The organism is bacterium (assembly GCA_014360495.1).
GTDB lineage: Bacteria > Armatimonadota > JACIXR01 > JACIXR01 > JACIXR01 > JACIXR01.
In genome coordinates this window covers 82,279-103,905 of the sequence record JACIXR010000002.1, presented here as the reverse complement: position 1 = coordinate 103,905, position 21,627 = coordinate 82,279, and the positions used below count along the sequence as shown (strand labels likewise).

Genomic DNA, 21,627 nt, shown 5'->3' with positions numbered 1-21,627 from the left:
CCCTTATCTCGCCTCCCTCCATTTTGAAAGGGCTAAATCAAGCGCTTCTTTGACGAGTTCCTCCTCCTCTTCAATGCTCCTCGCCACGGACTTCATCTCCTCCTCAACATTTGTTGGACCCTCTCCACTTCCCTCAAAACCTCCCCTCTTAATCTTTAAACCTTGCCAATCCAAATCGAAGAAGAAATTGCTTTTGTTCCCTTCCTCCAAGATTTGATTAAAGGGAACCTCCATCAAAACATCGTTTTCAATTTCTCCTATCAATTTACATTTAAGCAGTTTCTCTGGATGGGAAACTTCCTTTATGCGGGATAGTAGATAGCCCAGCCGCTCCCCCTTTGGTTTTTGTATTATCTCGTCGCTATGAATTTCAATATTTTGCATAGGCTGTGCCGATATTTTTTGGTATTCAATCTTCGGTTTATCCGTGAGTTGAAGATAATAGAATCCGCAATCGTTTTTTTCCTCGCCGAAGTCAAAACGCTCAGTTGCGCCGGGTATGATCACGGATTTGCGCTCCAAATCAAAATTCGCATGAGGGTGGAGATGTCCAGCGATAAAGAGGTCGGCGGGAAATTGGCGCAACCAATGAAGGGTAACTACTGCTCCCTCATACCTTTGGGGTATCCTCCCCTCTATCGCATAGTGGAACATAAAAATGGTGAAATCGCTGTTATCGGGATGAAACTCCAATCCCTCTAAGGGATTTCCATCCCTAATCCTTGGGTCGCAGGAGATGCCAGCTATGGTTATTGATTTTCCTCCCACATTTATTGTCTCGGATTGAATCTTTGCCCCTCGGAAAACCCTCGCTACTTGCCCAATCTCATAAATGAGTATGCTCGCTGCTCCTCCCGCTTCAAATCTCGCCTTGGGAATATCGTGGGTCCCGCCAATCATGAAGGTCTTAATTCCCGCCTCTTTCAACCGCATTAATTCCCTAAACACGAATAAAAGCTCCAAGTAGCGGGGGTCAGGCATATCAAATAAATCGCCCGCATGAAGGAAAATATCCACTTTCTTTTCTATCGCGAAATCAACGACGGATTTAAAGGCATTCCTCAAATACTCTCTTCTTTTCTCCAGCTGTTCGGGTCTCATCTTTGCGTAATAAGCATTGAGATGTGTATCAGCACAGATGACCATTTTCACCATAGCTTAAAGCACACCTCCACCCATCAAATCGTCTTTTAGGGGTTCAGTTGTGATGATTGGGACTTCAGTTTTGCTTTCCTGTAAAGCCGACTGAAGCTCCTTAACGATATCCACATCCGCTCCGCCCTCAGCCGATTCCCTCTTGCCCACCTTTATCATCACGGGCACCCTCGTCAGCTCGCCCAATACAACCGCCTCACCAGTGTTTAAGCCAGGCAAATCGGCTAGAAGTGCCTCGGAGATGTTCTCTGAGGCTGTCCGGACAGCTTCCTGGTCCTCGGGATTCGTCAATTTCATGATTATCTGACTACCGCATTGGGATAGGGTATCCTGATTTATCTTATAGGGACGCTGGGTTATTACGACGAGGAATACTTTAAATTTCCTTCCCTCTGCCGCTATCCTGTTGATAATCTCCGCACACCTGCTTTGTTTCCCCCTCCCTGGCACGAAGTTATGTGCCTCCTCAAGAAAGATGAACAAGGGACGAGGCAACTGCCCAAGCACCGCCTTCTCCCATATTTCCCTCAGAGTTCTATCAACGACTATCTCCATAGCCCGCTGTTGCAAGCCCGCGAGGTCTATTACCGACAATCTCTTAGGCGAGATGATATCATTTATAGGGAGGTCTTTGTCTCCCCAGATTTCCAAGGTGGCAAGCCTGTCAACATATGGCTTGACTCTTCTCAGCTCTTCATAGGAAAATGAACCCCTTGTTTCCTTGCCAGCCTTCGCCTTCCTCTGCATATTTAGCGTAATTTCCTCCAATTCGCTCTCGCTTACCATCTCCTCAAGCTCGTCAAGCTCACTGCCTGCATCCTCTCTCTGCATCATCTCTTCCACTAACTCCTTTAAATAGCTGGGGGTGAAATAAGGGCTTCTTTTCCGCAAAGTATTTAGCAATTTGGAGAGGGTTTCCCTGATTCTCGCCCAAGTTTCGTGGATTTGGGCTATCTCAAATATATCCTCGTCCTCTAGGGTCCAGAATCTTATAGTGTATTCCTCGCTTCCACCGATTTTCTCGTCGCTGTAGCGACGCTCTGCCTTTAAAGGAACTCTATAAACCTTTACTCTATCCGCAAAAGATGTCTTTTTCCCGTCAGGGGTGAGACGCATCATAACATAATCGGAGTTGGGGTCGAAAACAAGGATGGTTGCCCCCATCTTCAATAGATTCTCCAAAAGGAGTCCAGCGAGATAGGATTTCCCAGCGCCCGTCTGAGCGATAATGGCGAGATGCCTTCGCAAACCATTTGGATTTAGTTTAACTTCTACACCCTCTCGGTTGATGAGGTTCCCTATCGTTATGCCATATTCAACATCCTTTGAGAAGAAATTGCGGAGGAAATCATCGGAGGCTAAATAAACGGGCTGACCGGGAAGGGGAGCGTGGCGAGGAAACCTAACTCCGCCATCGGGAGTTAGATAGCCGAGGACATCCGCCGTTCCGATTATCTTGGGGCGAGGGGAAAGTCCCTCCAAAATAGCCCTTGCCTCCTGATAGGTGAGCTCCTCGCCGAGTATTTGTGAGGCAACTTGGAGCTTGCTCACTTGGGCGAGGACGTCAACCCTATCCAATCCCTGCTCGGTTGCAGGTATATCCCTAACGACGAGATATTCAAGCCGAGGCGGACATATAGTGGGCTCCGTTACGAAGCTGAATCTCTGCGTTTCCACATTCCCCACTATATATCCTACAGGCTCAGGAGTTTTCACGACCTCCATATCATCTAAAACCTCCTTCCAAATCTCGTATCCACCTTGCTCCTCCTTATGGGGAGATTTGTGAGCTCCCTCAAAAGAGCTAAATAAACATCCTGGTCTGTTCCCCTCAAAATAACCTCGTTATGCGCCACATACAAGAGGTTTTGATAAACATTGAAGCCACCGTGGGAGGAGAGAAGGACGGATAGGATGGGATGTATTATCTCCGAGTCGCACATAACGATTTTCCCCAGTTCTTCCTTTTTAGTTTCTAAGCCCACGGAGGGAGCGAGAGTATCCACTCTATAAATCTCGTCCCCTTCCTCAAAGCGGATATAGAAGAGGACAACGGAAAGCGAGGGGAGTAAATTATCAAGACGGCTTGAAACTTCCTCCCTTTTGGGGGAAGGAAGCTCAGGTAGGAAATCCTTTTTGAGCCTCTCCAAAGGTTGGGGGACTGCTTCGAGACCGACGAGAAGAGGAGTGGAGAAACCTGCCCCTTCTGTCCAAAATGAAAATATCTCCAAATCGGTTATATCGGTTTCCTTCCCCAAAAGCAACCTGGGGTAGAAGTGTCCCTTGCTTGTTTTAGATATACCTATGAGTTTAATATTAAAGCGAAGGGAGACTTCAGCGAGGGAGAGGAAAGCCTCCAATGCCCTGAGGGGCATATCCTCCAAACCTTCGGGCATTCTGGGGGCAATCTGTGCCCAATAGTAAAGCACAGGAGATATATAAAGACTTCCATCTATGAAGAGGAAAGAGTTAGCGATTTTCTCTGTGTAATCGCTTCCTATTTTCCATTCCAGCCATTGACGGTGGACTTGATGGAATCTCTCCACATCCACTTTTTGCGTATTCCTAAAAGCCTCTACATCAACCTCAACTTCCCTCCAATCCTTTCCTTGAAGGATAGCTTGAACTATTGAGATATATATCCCGCCTTGAGTAGCTAAACAAGCGTTTGAGCCATCTACTGCGAAAAGGGGGAGCTCAGAGGGAGGGAGCTGGGGAAAGGGATTCCAATGATGGACGATTTCCTGTTTGAGAAAGGATTCGTCTTCATTTTTGGGCTCTCTTTTGAAAAGGGAATAGAGCTTATCCTGTTTGCTTTTTATATTTTCCGCGAATTTATCGGGGAAGCAGGGCAAGGTTTCCCTCCTTTTAAGAAAATTATACTCCAAATTCCCCTTTTCAGTCAAACTTGAGGAATTTCTCTTTTTCCGAAGTTTCCCAGGAAGCCAGAACATCTTAATTTTACAGTTTCAAAGAATGCGCGAGCATTTGTAATTTACTCGTTACCCTATACCAAGCTACAAAAACCCGCTGAATAGGGTTAAATAGCTTGAAATGGAATAATAGAGGTAATATCCTTTATTTGAAGAGGTGAAAGAAAAATGAGAAACTTATTCTTTGTTCTCCTTTTCCTGGCTTTCTCTTTGGTTCTCTCCCGAGCTGATTCGCTCATATCGGTTAGGGATTATGGAGCCAAGGGGGATGGAATAAGCGATGATACACAGGCTGTGAAGAAAGCCATTGAATCAGCGCCGGAAAACGGGATAATCTATTTCCCGCCCGGGAAGTATCGCCTCAAAGAGACGATAGAATTGAGGCAGAGAACCCTACTTGGCAATCCCAATGGTGCTTGGAACGCAGATGTGGATGCTCTTCCCGTCCTCATCATAGACCACATAGAAGGGCCAGCTATACGCGCCTATGACGGGGCCTCAATAAATGGTTTGTGTTTCCAATACGAACATAAACCGACCGTTCCTCAACCATTTGCCCCCACAATTCTCCTTTCCGGAGTAGGGATAAACATCTCCAATATAAAGATTCACGGATGCTACGATGGAATAATCGCCGACGGGAAAAGCAATGTGGGAAGATTGAAGATTCGCAATGTTTTCATAGCCCAATGTCACAACATAGCGATTTACATAACTCGCACCTACGATGTAGCAACCTTGGAACTCATCCATATTTGGAGCCCGGCAAGCCCAACTTCTCTAACAAAGGGAGTGGGGATAAAGTTGGGTAGAAACGACGAAATCCATCTCTCAAATTGCTTCGTTTTTCACACCAACATAGCTTATCTCTTTGAGACTGACGAAGGAGAGGGTGGTGGCTCAACTTACGGCACCCTTCTCAACTGTGCCACCGACTACTGCAGTAGAGGATATGTGGTAAAAAGCCCGGTTAAATTGAATATCGTCGGAGGGGACCTCATGAATCATCACGCCTCCTTTTACATTGAGAATAAAGATGCTGATTTAAGGATAAACGGTGTGCTAATGCAGTCCAATGGCGAGCCCTGTATATGGGTTAAGGAGGGGAAATCCCTCAACATCACCGGTTCTTCATTCCGAAGCGCCTTCCCGAGAGCGGAGATTTATTCCGTGAATGTGGAAAAGATTGGAAATCTCTTGATAAATGCTTGTGATTTTGACGAGAACGCCCCTGCAATCAAGCTTGGAAAAGAGGTCAAAACGGCTATTATAACGAATAACATCTTCCCATCTTCCTATATCGGCGTGGATAAAGGTGGCTTTACATCCGATAAATGGTTGATAGATAATAATGTGGTGAGAGAAAAGGAGTAATGATATGTCTCTCCGAAGATTGGGTTTTGTTTTCTTCTTTTTTCTTATTCTATCCGCAAAGGAGGTAATATCTATGGAAGAGATAATACCCAGGAGCTGGAATACGATTTTCAAAATCGGCGAGTTGGATTTTTCTCCCAACGAATTCGCCCTTGCGCCCTCACAGGCGAGAGAATTCAAGGACAGATTCCCCCAAGACCCCGTTTATATCGTCGGGAAAAGCCTTCCCTCTGACTTCCCCTTCATCCATCCCAACGAAGCGGACACCTTTTGGGCTAAGGAACCCCATCATAAATTCACCATTATCTTCAATCTATCGGAAAAGCCGAAAGGGATTCCGCTTCTTTTTCTTGCCTTGGCTGATGTCCACGAATCGTTGGCTCCAATCGTGGAGATTCGGCTAAACGACAGGACGCAGGGAGCAAAGAGGGTTAGAGCTGGTAAAGGGAGGGCATTCTATGGAGAAAAAGGGGAAGAACAATTCATCGCCTTTACACTTAATAGCGATGACTTAAAACTTGGAGAGAATAAATTGGAAATCTCCCTCACCTCCGGCTCTTGGATAGCCTACGATGCCATTTTCCTATTTGATGTCCCTCAGATTCCCTTATCTCCACCGGAAAAAACCAATCTTTCCCTTTTCCCTCTTCAGAATCCTCTCCCCTTCTGAATTGGAAACCAAGGGTATAGTTTTGCAGCAGGGTGAGTTCTTCCATTGTCTTTTCTTCCCAGGAGATTTTCTCCAAACTTCCTTTTTAATTGAGAACTCAGATTTTGAAATAGGTGGACAAATCTACTTGGACAACGGCAATCTCAAAATCTCCTATACCCTCCCTGAGGAAGCTATGGGGGAGAACTGGTCCTTCAATCTTCCAGAGATAAATAATCAATGGCTTATTTTCCGAATCCGTAACCTTAGGGATAAAGTTTATATCAAAATCCTTGATGCGGAGGGGAAGGTCTTGGAGGAGAGGGAAACTTCCCATCTTCTCGCACCGTCTGGGAGGCTAAAGCTATCAAGCGACGGCAAATGCGAATTCTATCTCGCTAACCTCTTTTATAGACCGCCAATCAAGTTGGAACTTGACAAGGTCTCCTATAAGAAGGGGGATGTTGTTAAATTAGGGATAAGGGCGTCGCCCATCGGCGATTTGGATATGGAAATTAAGCTGATAAGCCCGGATGGGAAGGAATTGGATAGAAGGAAAAGAGCAATCGGTCCCGATAAGAAGGAGTGGGAGGAGGATTTCCTGATCGAGGAGAAAATGGGCGATGGCGGCTATGCTTTGAAGTGCGAGATATCCCAAGATGGCAGGATGCTATGGGAGGGAAGCTTGCCTCTCTACATAAGGGATGAAATGGCGAAGAGGGTGATGAGTGAAATTCAAAGATTGAAGAAGGAAGGGGAGCGTTTCTCTTCCCAAATTCAGCGGGCAATGAGGCTTTTTGCCTCTGGCGATTTCTCGTCAGCCCTATCAATGTTTGAGATTTTGGGGCGAGAAAGTGAAACGATTCAATGTTCAAAGCTCAACGGAGACATCGTTTTGCGAAATGAATATTTTGAGATGAGGATAAAGACGAGAGACGGATTTGGACCATATCTCTTGATTGATAGGAAAAACGGGCGAATCCTCTCGGATGCTCCTTATCTTTATTTCGTAAACGAGGAAATCGCAAGTCCGGAGTTTAAAGACTTCAAGCAAGAAGACGACAGATTCGTATTGATCGGGGAAAGCAATGGCGTGGAAATCGTTCACGAATTCCATCTTCCCAAAGACAAGCCATATTTTGAGGAAAGGATAAGGGTAATAAATAGGGGGAAGGAAAGCGTTAAGGCGCCGAATATCTCCTTTGGCTTTCAAAAGAACCTCAGGCTATCCAACGGAAAGCTATTAGAGGGGCTCAATGAGGCAAGGGTTGTCTCCATTCCCTATAGGAGACCTCTTCAGGGCAAAATGGGTGAATATGAGGATTTTCCCTTTGATGAGCTCCTTTGGCGAAAGGGATGGTGGCGTCCGGTTTGGTATGAAAAACTTTATATTGATGAATGGGGTGCCGAGGGTTGGGCTTTTGTCTTTGACGATTCCTCTCTTATGATTGCGAAACATAATAACGATGGTATGGAGTATTCAACATTAAAGCTTATCAAAGAGAATGAAGAATTTCGGCTTCGTTTCGGCGGTGGGGGAGTGTGGCATGGAGACCCTGAAAACGCATGCGAGCTCTCACCGGGCGAGGAATTTCGCTTTGGGATAACTCGTTACGCCCTCGTTGAGGGTGATTGGAAGGCTTGCTATTACGCCTTCAGGGAGTTTATGGAGGAGAATGGGCACAAGGTGCCGGAAAATTACAATCCGCCTATTCACTGGAACGAGCTCTACGACAATCCCCTTTGGTGGGGTCCCGATACGGAGGAGAACAGAAAAAAGTTTTATTCACTCCCACAAATTTTGGAGGAAGCGGAAAAGGCAAGGGAAATCGGCTGCGAGTCCCTTTACCTTGACCCTGGCTGGGATACCTCATTTGCTTCCTCCATTTGGGCTGAAGATAGATTGCTGAAAGCTGAGGAGTTTGTGAAGCTGATGAAGGTGAAATACGGTCTCTATGTTGCCTTACATACTCCATTGGCGGGCTGGTCCGATATAAACGCTTACCCCATTGAGTGCAGAAGGAAGGACAAGGATGGCAATATACTTCCCGCCCTCTGCGGCGGTTCTGAGAAATATATAGAGACGAAGGCTAACAGATTGAAGGAACTGGCGAAAGCTGGAGTTGTCTTCTTTATGTTTGATGGATCAGCCTATACGGGGGAATGCTATGACACCTCCCATCATCATCCCATCCCCTATACGAGAGAGGCTCATTGTCGGGCGATTCTCAAATTAGCTCAATTAATTCACGAGGAATATCCCGATGTCCTCATAGAGCTTCACGACCCAATCATAGCGGGAGTTCCCGAACGATATGCCCCGACATACTATCTCCATGCTTTGCCGGGTTCATTTGATGAGGTCTGGGCTTTTGAATATATGTGGTCTCCTCTTGAGGACCTCCTCAGCGGAAGGGCGATAAGCCTTTATTACTACAATCTCGCCTACTCCCTTCCCCTCTATATCCATATAGATTTAAGAAAGGATAATGAGAATTGCCTGGAATTCTGGTGGTATGCATCAACCTGCAGGCATTTGGGAGTGGGCGGAAAGCATCCCGATGAGAGGATTTGGGAGGCGCATAAGAAAGCGATGAGTGAATATAAAAGATTGAAGGAGTATTTCACAAAGGGAACTTTCTACGGGATAGACGAAACCGTTCACATCCATAGCATAAAGGGAAAGGGTGCAGTAATAAATCTCTTCAATTTAGGGGAAAAAGAGGAGAGAAAATATATAGCGTTTAAGTTGGAGGAGATAGGGCTTGAGCCGAATGCTGAGATTAGAATCAAGGGAGCTAACTGGAGCAGAGAAGGTTCAAATGTCATTATATGGGCGGATTTGCCTCCCAAGGGTTGTTCCCTTGTTGAGATAGAGGAGGTGAAATGAAAATCAGGAGGTTTTATCTATTCACGTTTCTTCTCTTTGTCTTTTCCGTGGCATTCCCTTCGCTTCATCCTTTAAAGGTGGAGAAAGGGAAGATAGTTGATGGGATAACGGGGAAACCGATTTGGCTTTTCGGCGTGAATTTATTTGAGACCCATCTCGGTTGGGCGATATCTCAAGAGATATCCGTGATGGAGAGGAATCTCACAGCGATATCCAAACTCGGCTTTAACGCCTTGAGAGTTCCTCTGAATATGAGTTATATTGAGCCTGCCCCGGATATCTTTCCCGATAACCCATACTATTCGGAGATTATGCATCAGCATAAATTGAAGGATGGGTTTCCTCGCTTTCTTGATGCTTTGGTGCAAAAAGCGGGCGAGCTTGGGCTTTATGTGATATTGGAGTTCCACGAGCTTCCCGCGGACCCTTGGAGATATTTCGCTGGAGGGCAGGAGCAATTGAGGGGAAGCGGAAAGCACGGAGGGGCAATCTCTTGGCTCGCCAAGATAGAGGAGAAAGATGGAAAGATTGAGAAAGTGGAGCTGGATTGGGATAAGGCCTACGAACATGTTCCCAAGGCTTTAGCTTGGTTAGCACGCCATTACAAGGGAAATCCAACCTTGGCGGGAATAGAGGTTCCCTGGAACGAGCCCGTTGGGGGATGGGCGGAGAATGAAAATCTATATTACAAGCTGGTGCAAGCCTGTGCTCTTGCTGTTAAGAAGGAAGACCCAAATCGCCTTGTCTTTATGGATATCCAAGATTGGGGAGCGGGTGTTAATTATCTTCCGCCCTCATCAACTTGGCGCACGCCTCCCGAAGTTGATGTTCTATTCCCCCATTTCTATTTCGGGATGCATTGTCCCAATACTCCCTATGATGAAGCCCTGCGTTGTGCAGTGGCTAACTGGACAAGCTGGTTCACGGGATTGGGGAAGCCAGTAATGGTAGGAGAGTATGGAGTGGCGGGTTTAAACGAGGATTGGATGGGAAAGCATATTGAGGAAATGAGGAAATTCTACAATTTCTCGGGCGATAAGCCCGACCTATCCTTGCTTCATAGGGATGTTATGAGGGCTTGTTTGGAGCAATGGAAGGAGATGGGAATTCAAGGAGTATTTTATTGGGCTTGGTGGGAAGGGATACCGGGGCAAGCGGAAGGGAAGCGAGACCTATCCCTATCTTCTGGCTTTGAGGTGCTCAAGGATTTCGCGCAGAGCTTTAAAAATCCCAGGCTAACTTCCGCTGAAGCCAAAATAGCTGTGATTTGCGATATGGGAAAGCGTAGCCAATACGGTTCTCCCCAAGATTTATTGCTGATAAGCGATATTTTAATGAGAAAAAAAGCCACTCCCTTCCACACGATTTTCATCCAAGCAATTAAAGAAAGGAGAGAACTTTTGAGCAAAAGGAAATACGGAAAAATAATTATCCTTGCGGATGAGTTGTCTGATGAGATAATTCAGAGCGTAAGGAAATTAGTGGCTAAAGGACGAATTTTAATCATTTCTCAGAAAGACAAGAATTGGACAAGCAAGTTGGAAAAATTTCTTGAAGAATGAGGAAGACGGATAAAGGATTGTTGTTTATAATTTCGCTTTTTTCTTTGATGTTTCCCGCTTTCGGGAACGCTGATATTATGATAAGCTCCACCCCTTTCACCTTTTCTTTGTTTTCGGAAAAGGAAAGATTTACTTCTCTCACACTCGTTAACATGGAAAAATTGAAAGATGCTCGCCTAAATGGTTTCCTTCTCGCCAAGGAGCTTCCCTCTGAATCGGTCCTCGTTTTCACTCCAGATGGAACTGCTACTTTCTTTTATTACGATACTTTCCTTCGCCATTATCGGGGCAGAAAACAAATTTTGTCAAACAAAATAGAAAACTTCCTTTCCCGCCCCATTTCTTCGCCATTGCCTAAATTTCTTAAAGATGTCTATTCTATGAATGTATCTGCCCTTTACTTCAACGATTGGGAAGACATTCTTTGGTGGACTGGGGAGTTGGTTTATAAGTTTGAATTTCCCTTTCCCATAAAATCCTTAAATCTTTCAAGCCCAGAGGGCTCGCTTATAACAACTGTAGGAGATTGGGAATGGGAAAAGGTTGGAAGAGCGATTTGGATATATGCGTCTGCCGATGCCGAAAATTGGACCCTGATGTGGAAATCACCTCCTCCCGGTGGAGTCACTCAAGTCAAAGCTGAGCTCCCGCAACCCTTAATCGGTTCAAAAACGATTTACCTAAAATTTGTAGGTCAAAACAACAATGTTTTATATGACCTTTACATCACGGCAAAATTAGATGCTCGTTCTGTCCTTCCCCTGCTCAAACTAAAGCGAGGTCCGAATACTTTCAGATTTTCCTATAACTCTATCGGGAAATGTCTTTTATCTTTTGAAGGGGTCCAGACCAGCTCAGCTAAACGAGTCTATCCGAAGAAAATCAAAATAGATGTTGAAAGCGAAAGCGTCGCTATTTCCTTTCCTCAAGGGGTTGCAATTCAGCTTATGAAGGAAGGCGAGCATCTAAAAGGAATACAAAAATTGTTTATCGGGAATTACGAAGTTGAGGATAACGACAATCCAGCCTTGCCGACACTGAAAGTTTTTTCCGGTAGCGTAGAAAAGATAAAGGATTGGAGGAATTATCTCCTTGAAAGGGATAAAAACGGGGATTGGGTGAAAAGGGGAAATGGGAAAGTTGAGGAAGTTAAGATTGAAAGGTGCTTTTATAAAGGTTATGAGATAAATGGAGACGTAGTGATTATTAAAAGCCTGATTGAATCAGAAAAAATCAATGGCGAGCTTTATTGGGTATTCATACCCTCTGAGAAGAAAATAGGAAGGCGAATCTACAAAGGGCTCTCTTATAAACTTATATTCAGAAACCTTAGATGCCAGGGAAAACCTTTTGAAGTAGTGATAGAGGAGAAAGCAAAATGGTGGAACGGGGATTGGTTTATAAACCAATCTTGGGGTGATTTCAAAGAGGTAAAGCTGAGCTTCCTTTCCATCCTCCAACTCCCACCTATGGGTTACTTCGCTTGGCAACAACCTTTTCTATTCTATGGAGGAGCCAATAGAGCGATTGTTTCCTTCTTCAATGATGTAGTTTATGCAAAAGTAGGCGTCAATCAAGAAATGGACAAGCTAATTATAAATTCCTCCATTCCCTTAAAGAACGGGGAAACAACCATGAAATGTTGGCTTGTGGGTGAGGGTAAATTTCCCGATAAATGGAGTATATTAAATGAGTGGAGCGAGGTTTTTGATTATTTAGGGGGGAGATATCGTTCCTTGTATGGTTTGAAGAGAATAGAGCCGAAGCCCGCGCTCCTTTGGCAAGGTTATGACGATGCCTTTGATAGGTACAAAAGTGAGGGCAAGCTGGATTTAGAAAAGAGTTGGCTCTGGCGTTTTGCTGATGACAAACTACCCATTTTGGGGAAGTTGGGCATAAGGATTCTTTATCTTGCCGGTGGCATCTGGGAAAGCGACGCGGAGTATCCTCCCAACAGATATCTGGAGGGAAGCAAGTGTTTCGGTTCGGGATGCGCGCCTTGGCATCTGGAGATCAGTCCCGCGCTTGGCGGTGAAGAAGCCCTTGCCCACCTTTGTAATGAGGCTCATAAAAGGGGAATCAAGGTCCTTATTTGGTCCACCCCAGCTCATTTATCAAATTCATCCCCTCTTTTATTAGAACATCCAGAGTGGATTGCTCAAGAAGCAGACGGCATTCCGGTGACTTGGTATAACGATGTCTTTGGAGTTAGTCTGTATGGCGGTTATTTTCTCTATGCAATTAACCGATATAAAGCTATCAGGTCTTTAGGGATTGATGGATATTGGCAAGATTCATTCCTTACCTTTGGGGTCCTAACCGATTTCTCTCAACCAAACCCTTATCCTCAGTTGGAGAGAACAATCAAAATGCAAAAAGCAATGCAAGAGATGGGGTATTCTGAGATACATATTGAAGGATGTGGACCATTTGGTTTGTCAAGTGGTGGATATGGCTATGGCGACAATTCTTACTTTGAGAAAATAAAAGGCAAAGAATATGGGCTTTACTATTATGTTGCGGATACAATCTTTGATAAAGAGGCTTATTTTAGGGCACTTGCGAGCAAAGGCGTATTGGGCATACTCTCATTAGATAGATTGTCGGAGGAAGACAAAAATGCAATTGCTGAAATCAACAACGGCTTTAACATAGTTGCTCCTTATATGGAAAAAAGGAGATTATTGGGCATGGGGGATGATTGGTTTGGCGTAGAATGGAGAAACAAAGAGGGGAAAACGGTGCTGTTCTCCTTCAAACGCTTCTCTTACAAGTTAGGGAGAAGAACACAAGTAGAGGATGTAACCACTAAAAAGCGGATGCAAATCAAGGATGGGCAATTAGTTACCCAACCCTGGCATATCTATCTCATTCCCTAAAGGGATATGGGATATTTGCCGTATTTCAGACCGCTTTCAAGCATTGCTTTGTAGTTCTCCAAGGGGACATATTCGGGGATGCTGTTGGAGGAGCCGAGACAATAACCGCCCCCGGGTGCGATTTCCTTTATTAGTCGCTTTACCTCTTCCTCCACTTCCTTCGGTGTTCCCCTTGATAGGGGATAATCCAAATTCAAACCACCAAGAATGCATAGTTTGTCCCCGTATCTTTCCTTCACTTCTCTTATATCCATAGCCTTCGGCTCAATTGGATGGATCGCGTTAACGCCACATTCAATCAAATCGTCCAAAATGTCCCAAAGCTTGCCATCGGAATGGAAAAGGAAGGGAACATCATATTTCTTGCAGATTTCCCCAAATCTCTTATACCAGGGGAAAAGATATTTCCTGTAAACAGATGGTGAAAAGAAAGTCCCCTCGGTATAAGCGATATCGTCTGACAACCAAAGGGCTCCGAGAGCGTCTTCACACGCCTCAGCGGCGATATCCGTTATCTCCGTGAGGATTTCCCCCACTTTATCAAAAACCTTTGCCACGAGCTTTGGCTCATCGTATAAGGACAAAGCGAGCGTCTCAAAACCCATCGCGAACGATGTCTCCTCAAAAATCCCTCCCGTTCCCGTTATTATCTTCATACCCTCTGGTAGGGCTTTCCTTGTCTCCGCAATGATGGAGTAATCAACCTCCTCGGGGGAGGGAAAATCATAAGCGGAAAATTCCTCTTCATTCGTTATCGCTCCCCTATGTTGCTCCACCCAAGAGCGAGAGGATAATTGGTCCTCGTATAAGCTGTAATTGAAATGGACCTCCCGGCGCGGGCTGGGGAAGGAATAGGGAGGGACGATATGGATGAAATCATATCCTGCTTTACACCAGAACTCAACCCAATCCGAGAAATTTCTTATCGGCTTCCCCAAAAAGGCGGAAGCAACTCTGTAATCTATCCATCCCTCAATGAAGGGGACACGGTCTGGCTCCCCTTCTAAGCGTAAAGCCTTCTCCATTCTCTCAAAATTCGGCTTCACCATATGCGCGTCACCTTCCTTAATCCACGAGGTTTATCGGGGTTCAATCCCCGGGAAATAGCCAGATAATAGGCAAACAACTGCCCGCCAATAATTGAGGTTATGGGCAGAATCATCTCATCGCCATCAAAGGGAACAGGAATATAGGAATTAGCCAATTTCCTCATCCTTTCGCTATTGGAAAGGGCGATTATCTCCGCTCCCCTTTTTCTCAATTGCTGAGCTATATCTATTAAATGCTCCAATATTTTCCCCTTCGGAGCGACGAAGAAGAGGGGAAAACCCTTTCTCACAACCGCCACTGGTCCGTGCATAAAATCGGCTGAAGAGAAGCCATCAGCATCAACGAGGGATGTTTCCCTTATCTTCAAGGCTATCTCCAAAGCTGTAGGATAGGAAAACCCACGGGAGATGACAGCCATCGTCTCAACATAAGTATATCTCTGGACCAGTTCCTCAATCAAAGATGCTTGGGCGAGCATTTTCTCCGCTTGGGAAGGAGTTGAGCTCAATTCCTCCAATCTCTCTTCGTCTCCCGCCCAATGAAATGAAAGCAGAGCAACTGCAAGGAGGGAAGTGGTGAAGGTTTTAGTTGCCGCGACAGCTTCCTCCTTGCCTGAGCGTGCTATCAGGGATAAATGCGCCTCTTTCTCCAAGGGCGAGTCCTCCGTGTTTGTGATGGCACAGGTCAAAGCTCCGTCTTCCCTCGCCCTTCTTATCCAATAAACAACATCGGGCGTCTCTCCGGATTGGGAAATCCCTATCACGAAGGTCTTATCCAATTTCAACTTCACATCATAGAAGGTGTAAAGGGAGGGCGCGGCGGAGGCTACGGGCAATTTGTTTTCATATTGAATGAGATACCTGGCATAAGTTGCGACATTATCGGAAGTTCCCCTTGCCACTACCATCACGCATTCGGGAGAAAATCTCTTTATCTCCTTTCCTATCTCCCTTGCCTTTTCTGTCTCAAGCTTGAAGGTTTCCGCAAGACATTTGGGCTGCTCTTTTATCTCCTCAAGCATTCTATAGCTTTTTCCCAAGTCTTCTCTCAACTCCTTCTACCTTTGAACGCATAGTTGCAGGCTTATCCCTCCTATCATCTATCTTCAGTGTGGTAACGACTCTTTGACATCCCATTTGAAAGGGAACTTCGTGGATACGACGGACAGCCTCAAGGATTTGCTCCAGTTCGCCTTCAAATACCGTGCCCATAGGCGTTAATTGATAATTCAAACCCATTTCCTCCAATATTTTCACGCAATTCGCGACATAATCGCCAACGCTAGGTGAACCAGTTCCCAAGGGTATTATGCTTATCTCCGCTATCGGCAAAAATGTCACCTCCTTTTAATCTATCAATTCGCCCTGAGCTATCCTCAAAATCTTGAGGAGAACCCAATATCTCCTTCTCGGACCTCTATTGTAATAGATTTGGAAGACATTGCGATTTTCATCCTCAACTATGTAGTAATCCTTATGATGTCTTTGCCACCAACGCTTTCCGAAGTCAAGCTTTCTACCTTGGAACTTGCATTTCACTATCTTGAAATCTTTACCTCTCCAGCGAAAGGATGTGGGTGGACCGGGCTTTCTCGCGAAATAGACCTCTATCTCCTCAGAGACGAAGATATCCTCCCTTTGCGGCTCCGAAAGGTCGTATCTCATAACCCTTCCTTATTGCCGTAATAATTGAGATATGTTATCTCTTCAAGGGGTTTCTTTGGAGCTTGCTCTCCAGATGTTAGCGGAATCCCGATTGGGATGAGGGCGAAGAGCCTTTTCCTCTTGGGAATGCCCAAAAGTTCCTTGACCCATCCTTCGTGAGGGATTAGCGTTCCCTCAACCCAACATGAACCATAGCCGAGGGCTGTTGCTGCGAGGAGAATATTCTCTATTGCTGCAGAGGCATCCTCAATAGCATATTTAGTTGGCTCAACGATGACCGCTATAGCTCCTCCGCAATCGAAGACGGGTTGAACATCGTTTAGACGATTGAGGATGCTTTTATCGGTGATTATAATGAATTCTCGCTTCTGCAGATTATAGCCCGATGGGGCGAGCCTTCCAGCGTTCACTATCTTCTTCAAGTCCTCAAGAGGGACAGGATGGGTTTGGAAGAGGCGGACGCTTCGCCTCTTCTCAATTGCTTCGAAAAGGTCCATCAATTTTCCCCCTTTCTATTTAGATTAGGGAGAGAAAAGCTTCTCTGGAAGGGGGGAGTTAATCTTTATGTTCTGCAACTCCCCCTCCGCAACGAGCTCTCCATCTGGAGCGAACATCTTTATTCTTCTCGGTATGACTACACCTGATTGGTCCTTGAAGTAATTATCATAAACATAGGAGACATTTAACTTCCCCAAGCTGTTCAGCTTCCAGGATTTCTGCAATGATAAATCGTTAGGGTTAATCCATATTATCCTCTTCCGAGTGTTATCCTTTGGTATAGCCTCTATCTTCAAACTATTTTTTGTTTCCTCAACAACCCTTAAATCGTAATCGTTCCAGAAATCGGGAGCGATGATGCCGAAATCCAAGGAGAGAGTTTTGCGGTCAATCCCTTTGAAGTTATCCTCTTTCTTATATCCAATTCCTGGCACCCAGACAAAATAGCGATTGCTATTGATTATATAAACGACTCGCAACATCCCATAGGGAGTTCCCTCTAACCTCAAGGAGTGAGGAGCTCGAAAATAGATTTGCGTCTTCTTCGCATTAAAGAAGTATTTGTAATCGGGGTCTAACTTCGTGAGCTTAGAGGTCTTCGCTTGTTTAACTACCAATGTTGCTGAGTAGGTCTTCAAAGAAGACCATCTTTCCTCTAATCTCTCCTTTATTGATTGGGGAAGGAGGAACAAACAAAATAGCAAAAATATCGCCAACTTCCGCATAGCTGTAATATAATTATACATCAAAGATTAACATAGTAAAACAAATAATTAGGCAAGAACTTAGCCTCGCGGTGAATCCAGGTTCTAAGCTTAGATAAGCTGAAAGCCTATATATTTTGAGTAGGAGGATAAGCGATTGGGTTTAAGGAGATTTAGAGTTTCCTTAGTAAATCAATGGCGTGAGCTGGAAAGCTCCAGACCGTAGTTCCCCAAAGCTATAGAGCAGTAGATATCCTCTCTTGGAGTTTATAGTCAAGCAATACGGGAAGTCCTCCGAGGAGTCTCAAATATTATGAGATTATACAATTTAGGTTGACACAGATAATGTGCTATGTTAATCTTCTTTAATAAACGAAAGGAGGTATTCCCCTGTGGAAATAGAGATAGGAAGAAACCGCAAAGCTTATTGGACTTTCGGCTTTGATGAAATTTCTCTCATCCCATCAGAGGAAACGATTGACCCTGATGAGGTTGATGTCAGCTTTCAAATTGGCGATTTTCGCTTTTCCATCCCCATTCTCGCCTCCGCTATGGATGGAGCGGTTGATGTGAGAATTTGCACTCTTCTGGGGAAATTGGGAGGGTTGGCGGTCCTCAATTTAGAGGGAGTGCAAACGAGATATGAGAAGCCTGAAGAAGCGATAGAGAGGATAATAACCGCTCCGAAAGAAAAGGTAATTGAGGTAATAAGGGATGTCTATAGGGAACCCATAAAGGAGAATTTGATAGAGAAGAGGATAAGGGAAATTAAGGAATCGGGGGTCGTTGCTGCTGCCTCTGCAACTCCTGCCAATGCGGAAAGGTTTTTCCCCATCTGCCTTTCCGCTGGTCTTGATATTTTCGTCCTCCAATCCACAATAACGACCGTTCGTCATAGGTCATCTAAAGGTAGCCTTGATATCCCTTCATTCTGCGAGAGGTCGCCCATACCGGTGATAATCGGCAACTGCGTCACCTACGAAGGGGCGCTTGAACTTATGGAAGCCGGGGCTTCAGCAATCTTGGTGGGGGTTGGACCTGGAGCAGCCTGCACGACAAGGCAGGTTTTGGGCATCGGAGTTCCCCAAATCACTGCTATCGCCGATGCCGCAGCTGCGAGGGACGATTTCTTCAAGAGGACTGGCAAATATGTTCCCGTCATCGCCGATGGAGGTATGAGAAGGGGAGGGGATATCGCAAAAGCTATAGCCTGCGGAGCGGATGCGGTCATGATTGGTTCTCCAATCGCCTCAGCTGAGGAGGCGCCAGGGAAAGGCTATCACTGGGGAATGGCTTCCTTCCATCCTCTGCTCCCCAGAGGAACGAGGATTTATGTGGGTATTTTGGGAACTCTCAAGGAAATACTTTTCGGAGAAGCGAAAAAGGATGACGGGACGATGAATCTCGTCGGCGCCCTCAAGCTTTCAATGAGCTCCTGCGGAGCTACGAATATAAAAGAAATGCAAAAGGTCAGGATAGCATATGCTCCCGCCATTTCAACCGAAGGGAAAGCCCTCCAGAGGTGATGATTTGCTGGAGGAGGGGCTTAAATGCGGGAAGATTCCCCATAAGCTGCTTGAAGAGATAATCGGTCTGTTGGATTTAGAGGACGATAGGATAATAATCGGTCCCAAAGTTGGTGAAGATTCCGCAGTTGTGAGATGGGATGAGAATCTTCTGGTCGTGGCAAGCGACCCCATTACCTTTGCGAGCGAGCTAATTGGTTGGTATGCGGTTATGGTGAACGCGAACGATATAGCGGTTATGGGAGCTGTCCCTCGCTATCTCCTTGTTACTCTCCTGCTTCCTCCGGATTCTCCCGCTTCTCTTCCAATAAATATTATGCAGCAAATAGAAGAAGCCTGTAGGGAGCTCTCCATCAGAGTCATCGGTGGGCATAGCGAGGTAACGCCGGGCTTGGAGCGACCAATTGTCGTTGGAACGATGTTGGGCTCAGCCGAGAAAGTGTTGGTGCCCTCCGCGAAGGAAGGAGATTTGATATTCTTGACGAAGGGGATAGCGATAGAGGGAACAGCTCTTTTAGCGAGGGAGTATACCGCCAAGCTCCTCGCCCTCGGCGTAGAGGAAGAAGTTCTGGAAAGAGCAAAGCGGTTGATATTTAAGCCCGGAATTTCCGTTGTTAGGGAGGCGCTTTTGCTCAGAAATTATGCCACCTCAATGCACGACCCAACAGAGGGAGGGTTGGCAACTGCTATCTATGAGCTCTGTAGGGCAAATGATAAAGGGGCTTTGTTATATGAAGAGTCTATTCCCATCCTTCCCGAGTGCCGACTGATTTGCGAGAAGCTCTCCCTCAACCCATTGGGATTGCTCGCTTCAGGCTCGCTTCTTTTCACCATTTCACCAGATAAGAGGGAATGTGTAAGAGAGCTTTTGGATAGGGAGGGTATAGATTACGGGGAAATCGGAGAGATAAAGAAGAGGGATTATGGGATTAAAATTAAAAGAAGGGAAGGGGTTTTCCCTTTGGAGTTCTCAGCGAGAGACGAAGTTGCAAGATTGGAGGAGGAATGGGGAAGATAATCATTTTAGATGAAGCAACGGTGGGAAAGATAGCTGCTGGGGAGGTGGTGGAAAGACCTGCATCGGTTGTCAAGGAGCTCGTGGAAAATTCCCTTGATGCTGAGGCGAAGCACATATTAATTGAGATTGTTGATGGAGGTAAGAAGCTCATAAGGGTTATGGACGATGGCATAGGGATGAGCAAGGAGGACGCAGTCCTCGCCCTTCAAAAGCATTCAACATCAAAGATTCGTTCTGCTGAGGACCTGCATAACATAACTACCCTTGGTTTCAGGGGGGAAGCCTTGCCATCAATAGCTGCCGTTTCCCAAATGCGTCTTTTGACCCGGAGCGAAGAAGACAGCTTAGGGGTGGAAATAAGGGCTATTGAGGGCGTGATTGTAGATATGAAGGAGGTTGGACTTTCAAGGGGCACAACAGTTATTGTTGAGAATTTATTTTTCAATACGCCGGCTCGCTTGAAGTTTCTGCGTGCCCCTCAAACGGAGTTTGCCTATATCCTCGCTTGGGTGCAGAGATTTGCCCTTTCCCATCACAATGTCTCGTTTCGGGTTTTCTCCTCCAATAGGGAAGTTTTCTCCCATCAAGCTACCGATGACCTCCTTTCCGCCATCGCCTCAATAATGGGGGAGGAAATCGCCTCCCAAATGCTTCCTATTGATTATTCACAAAACGATATAAGAATCCATGGGTATGTCTCCAATCCCTCCTTTACGAGAGCCACAAGGCAGGAACAATATCTGTTCGTTAATCGCAGATTCGTAAAGTCTCGCCTTTTCAATGTAGCCATTGATGAAGCTATGCTCAGCGCCATCCCAGCTGGACGCCACCCCGTTTGCGTCCTTTTCATTGATATACCTCCCAATCTCGTGGATGTGAATGTTCACCCTATGAAATTGGAGATAAAGTTCGTGCGGGAGAGGGAGATGTTTTCCTTTATAAGGGAGGCTGTTATCAGCGCTTTTTCCCAGTCCCTTTCTGCCCCAACGGTTATAAAGAAAGAGGAATTGAAACCGGTCGCTTTTCCGTCTACCCCTGTTCTCCCTGAAAAGGAAGGCATCGAGCTCCCCACCCTTCCATTTGAGGAGAAGGTTGAGGTATATCCAAAGATAATAGGGCAGGTGGCTAAGACTTACATAATCGTTGAGTGGAAGGATGAACTCATGATAATAGACCAACACGCCGCTCACGAGAGGATAATCTTTGAGAAACTACTTAAAAGAAAGAGATTAACATTGAGGGAATCCTCCCAGGAGGCGGTTTTCCCAATCGTTCTTCGCCTTTCACCCGCCCAATTTCGTATGGTCTCACAATTGATTCCTACATTTGAGGAGCTCGGCTTCACTATTGAGATATTCGGGAAACAGGAGATAATAGTAAGGTCTGCGCCGAGCGAACTTGAGGGGAAGAACATAGAGGAATTGGTTAGGGATATAATTGATGAGTTGACCGAGCTGCCCGAGAGGGAAGCGAAGATAGGGATGGAGGAGGTAGCTGCGACAGCTTCTTGTAAACTCGCAATCAAGGCGGGGGATAAATTGGAGAAGGAGGAGATGAAAAGGCTTTTGGAGGAGCTTTTCCTCTGCGAGAATCCCAGCATTTGTCCCCACGGAAGACCTACCTATATCGTCTTCCCCTATTCAGATTTGGAAAGGAGGTTCCAAAGGAGATGAAGAAGCTGCCCCGATTAAAGTTGAAGAAGGAAAAGGAGAAGAAAGAGGATGG

Annotated in this window: 17 protein-coding genes; 8 read left to right on the top strand and 9 right to left on the bottom strand. The window is 45.7% G+C overall.

Annotated features, from left to right (window positions below; translation table 11 throughout):
- Positions 1 to 3 precede the first annotated feature (3 nt).
- The 3 genes from H5T88_02065 to H5T88_02055 are packed head-to-tail and all read right to left on the bottom strand — an operon-like array spanning position 4 to position 4,010.
- Positions 4 to 1,155, bottom strand: a complete 1,152-nt coding sequence (locus H5T88_02065; GenBank protein MBC7329124.1) for a DNA repair exonuclease — start codon at positions 1,153 to 1,155, stop codon at positions 4 to 6.
- Between the two features lie 3 nt (positions 1,156 to 1,158).
- Positions 1,159 to 2,880: an ATP-binding protein gene (locus H5T88_02060; GenBank protein ID MBC7329123.1), complete on the bottom strand. Its 1,722-nt coding sequence runs from the start codon at positions 2,878 to 2,880 to the stop codon at positions 1,159 to 1,161.
- A gap of 5 nt (positions 2,881 to 2,885) precedes the next feature.
- On the bottom strand, positions 2,886 to 4,010 hold the full coding sequence (locus H5T88_02055) for a DNA double-strand break repair nuclease NurA (protein ID MBC7329122.1): 1,125 nt from the start codon (positions 4,008 to 4,010) through the stop codon (positions 2,886 to 2,888).
- Positions 4,011 to 4,256: 246 nt separating this feature from the next.
- Here H5T88_02055 and H5T88_02050 point away from each other — a divergent pair, with 246 nt between their 5' ends.
- The 5 genes from H5T88_02050 (at position 4,257) to H5T88_02030 (ending at position 13,442) form a co-directional block, all read left to right on the top strand.
- Positions 4,257 to 5,462: a hypothetical protein gene (locus H5T88_02050; GenBank protein ID MBC7329121.1), complete on the top strand. Its 1,206-nt coding sequence runs from the start codon at positions 4,257 to 4,259 to the stop codon at positions 5,460 to 5,462.
- A 73-nt stretch (positions 5,463 to 5,535) separates the two neighbouring features.
- Positions 5,536 to 6,132 (top strand): hypothetical protein, encoded by a 597-nt coding sequence (locus tag H5T88_02045; protein ID MBC7329120.1) that lies wholly within the window; start codon positions 5,536 to 5,538, stop codon positions 6,130 to 6,132.
- 1 nt (position 6,133) lies between these two features.
- The gene (locus tag H5T88_02040; protein ID MBC7329119.1) at positions 6,134 to 9,001 is read left to right on the top strand and encodes a hypothetical protein; all 2,868 of its coding nucleotides are present in this window, start codon (positions 6,134 to 6,136) and stop codon (positions 8,999 to 9,001) included.
- On the top strand, positions 8,998 to 10,563 hold the full coding sequence (locus tag H5T88_02035; protein MBC7329118.1) for a cellulase family glycosylhydrolase: 1,566 nt from the start codon (positions 8,998 to 9,000) through the stop codon (positions 10,561 to 10,563). Before H5T88_02040 ends, H5T88_02035 begins: the two co-directional genes overlap by 4 nt.
- 152 nt (positions 10,564 to 10,715) lie before the next feature.
- Positions 10,716 to 13,442, top strand: a complete 2,727-nt coding sequence (locus H5T88_02030; protein MBC7329117.1) for a hypothetical protein — start codon at positions 10,716 to 10,718, stop codon at positions 13,440 to 13,442.
- On the opposite strand, the gene H5T88_02025 is transcribed toward H5T88_02030, so the two are convergent.
- From H5T88_02025 to H5T88_02000, 6 genes are read right to left on the bottom strand one after another with little or no spacing between them, the layout of a single operon-like run.
- Positions 13,439 to 14,491: a nucleoside 2-deoxyribosyltransferase gene (locus tag H5T88_02025; protein ID MBC7329116.1), complete on the bottom strand. Its 1,053-nt coding sequence runs from the start codon at positions 14,489 to 14,491 to the stop codon at positions 13,439 to 13,441. The genes H5T88_02030 and H5T88_02025 overlap by 4 nt on opposite strands.
- On the bottom strand, positions 14,485 to 15,543 hold the full coding sequence (locus tag H5T88_02020; GenBank protein MBC7329115.1) for an SIS domain-containing protein: 1,059 nt from the start codon (positions 15,541 to 15,543) through the stop codon (positions 14,485 to 14,487). Before H5T88_02020 ends, H5T88_02025 begins: the two co-directional genes overlap by 7 nt.
- Positions 15,515 to 15,823, bottom strand: a complete 309-nt coding sequence (locus tag H5T88_02015; protein ID MBC7329114.1) for an MTH1187 family thiamine-binding protein — start codon at positions 15,821 to 15,823, stop codon at positions 15,515 to 15,517. The genes H5T88_02020 and H5T88_02015 overlap by 29 nt, the downstream gene beginning before the upstream one ends.
- A 15-nt stretch (positions 15,824 to 15,838) precedes the next feature.
- The gene (locus tag H5T88_02010; GenBank protein MBC7329113.1) at positions 15,839 to 16,156 is read right to left on the bottom strand and encodes a hypothetical protein; all 318 of its coding nucleotides are present in this window, start codon (positions 16,154 to 16,156) and stop codon (positions 15,839 to 15,841) included.
- Positions 16,153 to 16,653 (bottom strand): nitroreductase family protein, encoded by a 501-nt coding sequence (locus H5T88_02005; GenBank protein ID MBC7329112.1) that lies wholly within the window; start codon positions 16,651 to 16,653, stop codon positions 16,153 to 16,155. Before H5T88_02005 ends, H5T88_02010 begins: the two co-directional genes overlap by 4 nt.
- 24 nt (positions 16,654 to 16,677) lie before the next feature.
- Positions 16,678 to 17,379 (bottom strand): hypothetical protein, encoded by a 702-nt coding sequence (locus H5T88_02000; GenBank protein MBC7329111.1) that lies wholly within the window; start codon positions 17,377 to 17,379, stop codon positions 16,678 to 16,680.
- 371 nt (positions 17,380 to 17,750) lie between these two features.
- On the opposite strand from H5T88_02000, the gene H5T88_01995 reads away from it, so the two are divergent.
- The 3 genes from H5T88_01995 to mutL are packed head-to-tail and all read left to right on the top strand — an operon-like array spanning position 17,751 to position 21,575.
- A complete protein-coding gene (locus tag H5T88_01995; GenBank protein ID MBC7329110.1) occupies positions 17,751 to 18,884 on the top strand; it encodes a GuaB3 family IMP dehydrogenase-related protein in 1,134 nt (377 codons plus the stop codon).
- The gene (locus tag H5T88_01990) at positions 18,841 to 19,902 is read left to right on the top strand and encodes a hydrogenase expression/formation protein (protein MBC7329109.1); all 1,062 of its coding nucleotides are present in this window, start codon (positions 18,841 to 18,843) and stop codon (positions 19,900 to 19,902) included. The genes H5T88_01995 and H5T88_01990 overlap by 44 nt, the downstream gene beginning before the upstream one ends.
- Complete coding sequence (gene mutL / locus H5T88_01985; protein ID MBC7329108.1) at positions 19,890 to 21,575, top strand: DNA mismatch repair endonuclease MutL; 1,686 nt, start codon at positions 19,890 to 19,892, stop codon at positions 21,573 to 21,575. The genes H5T88_01990 and mutL overlap by 13 nt, the downstream gene beginning before the upstream one ends.
- The last annotated feature ends 52 nt before the right edge of the window (positions 21,576 to 21,627 follow it).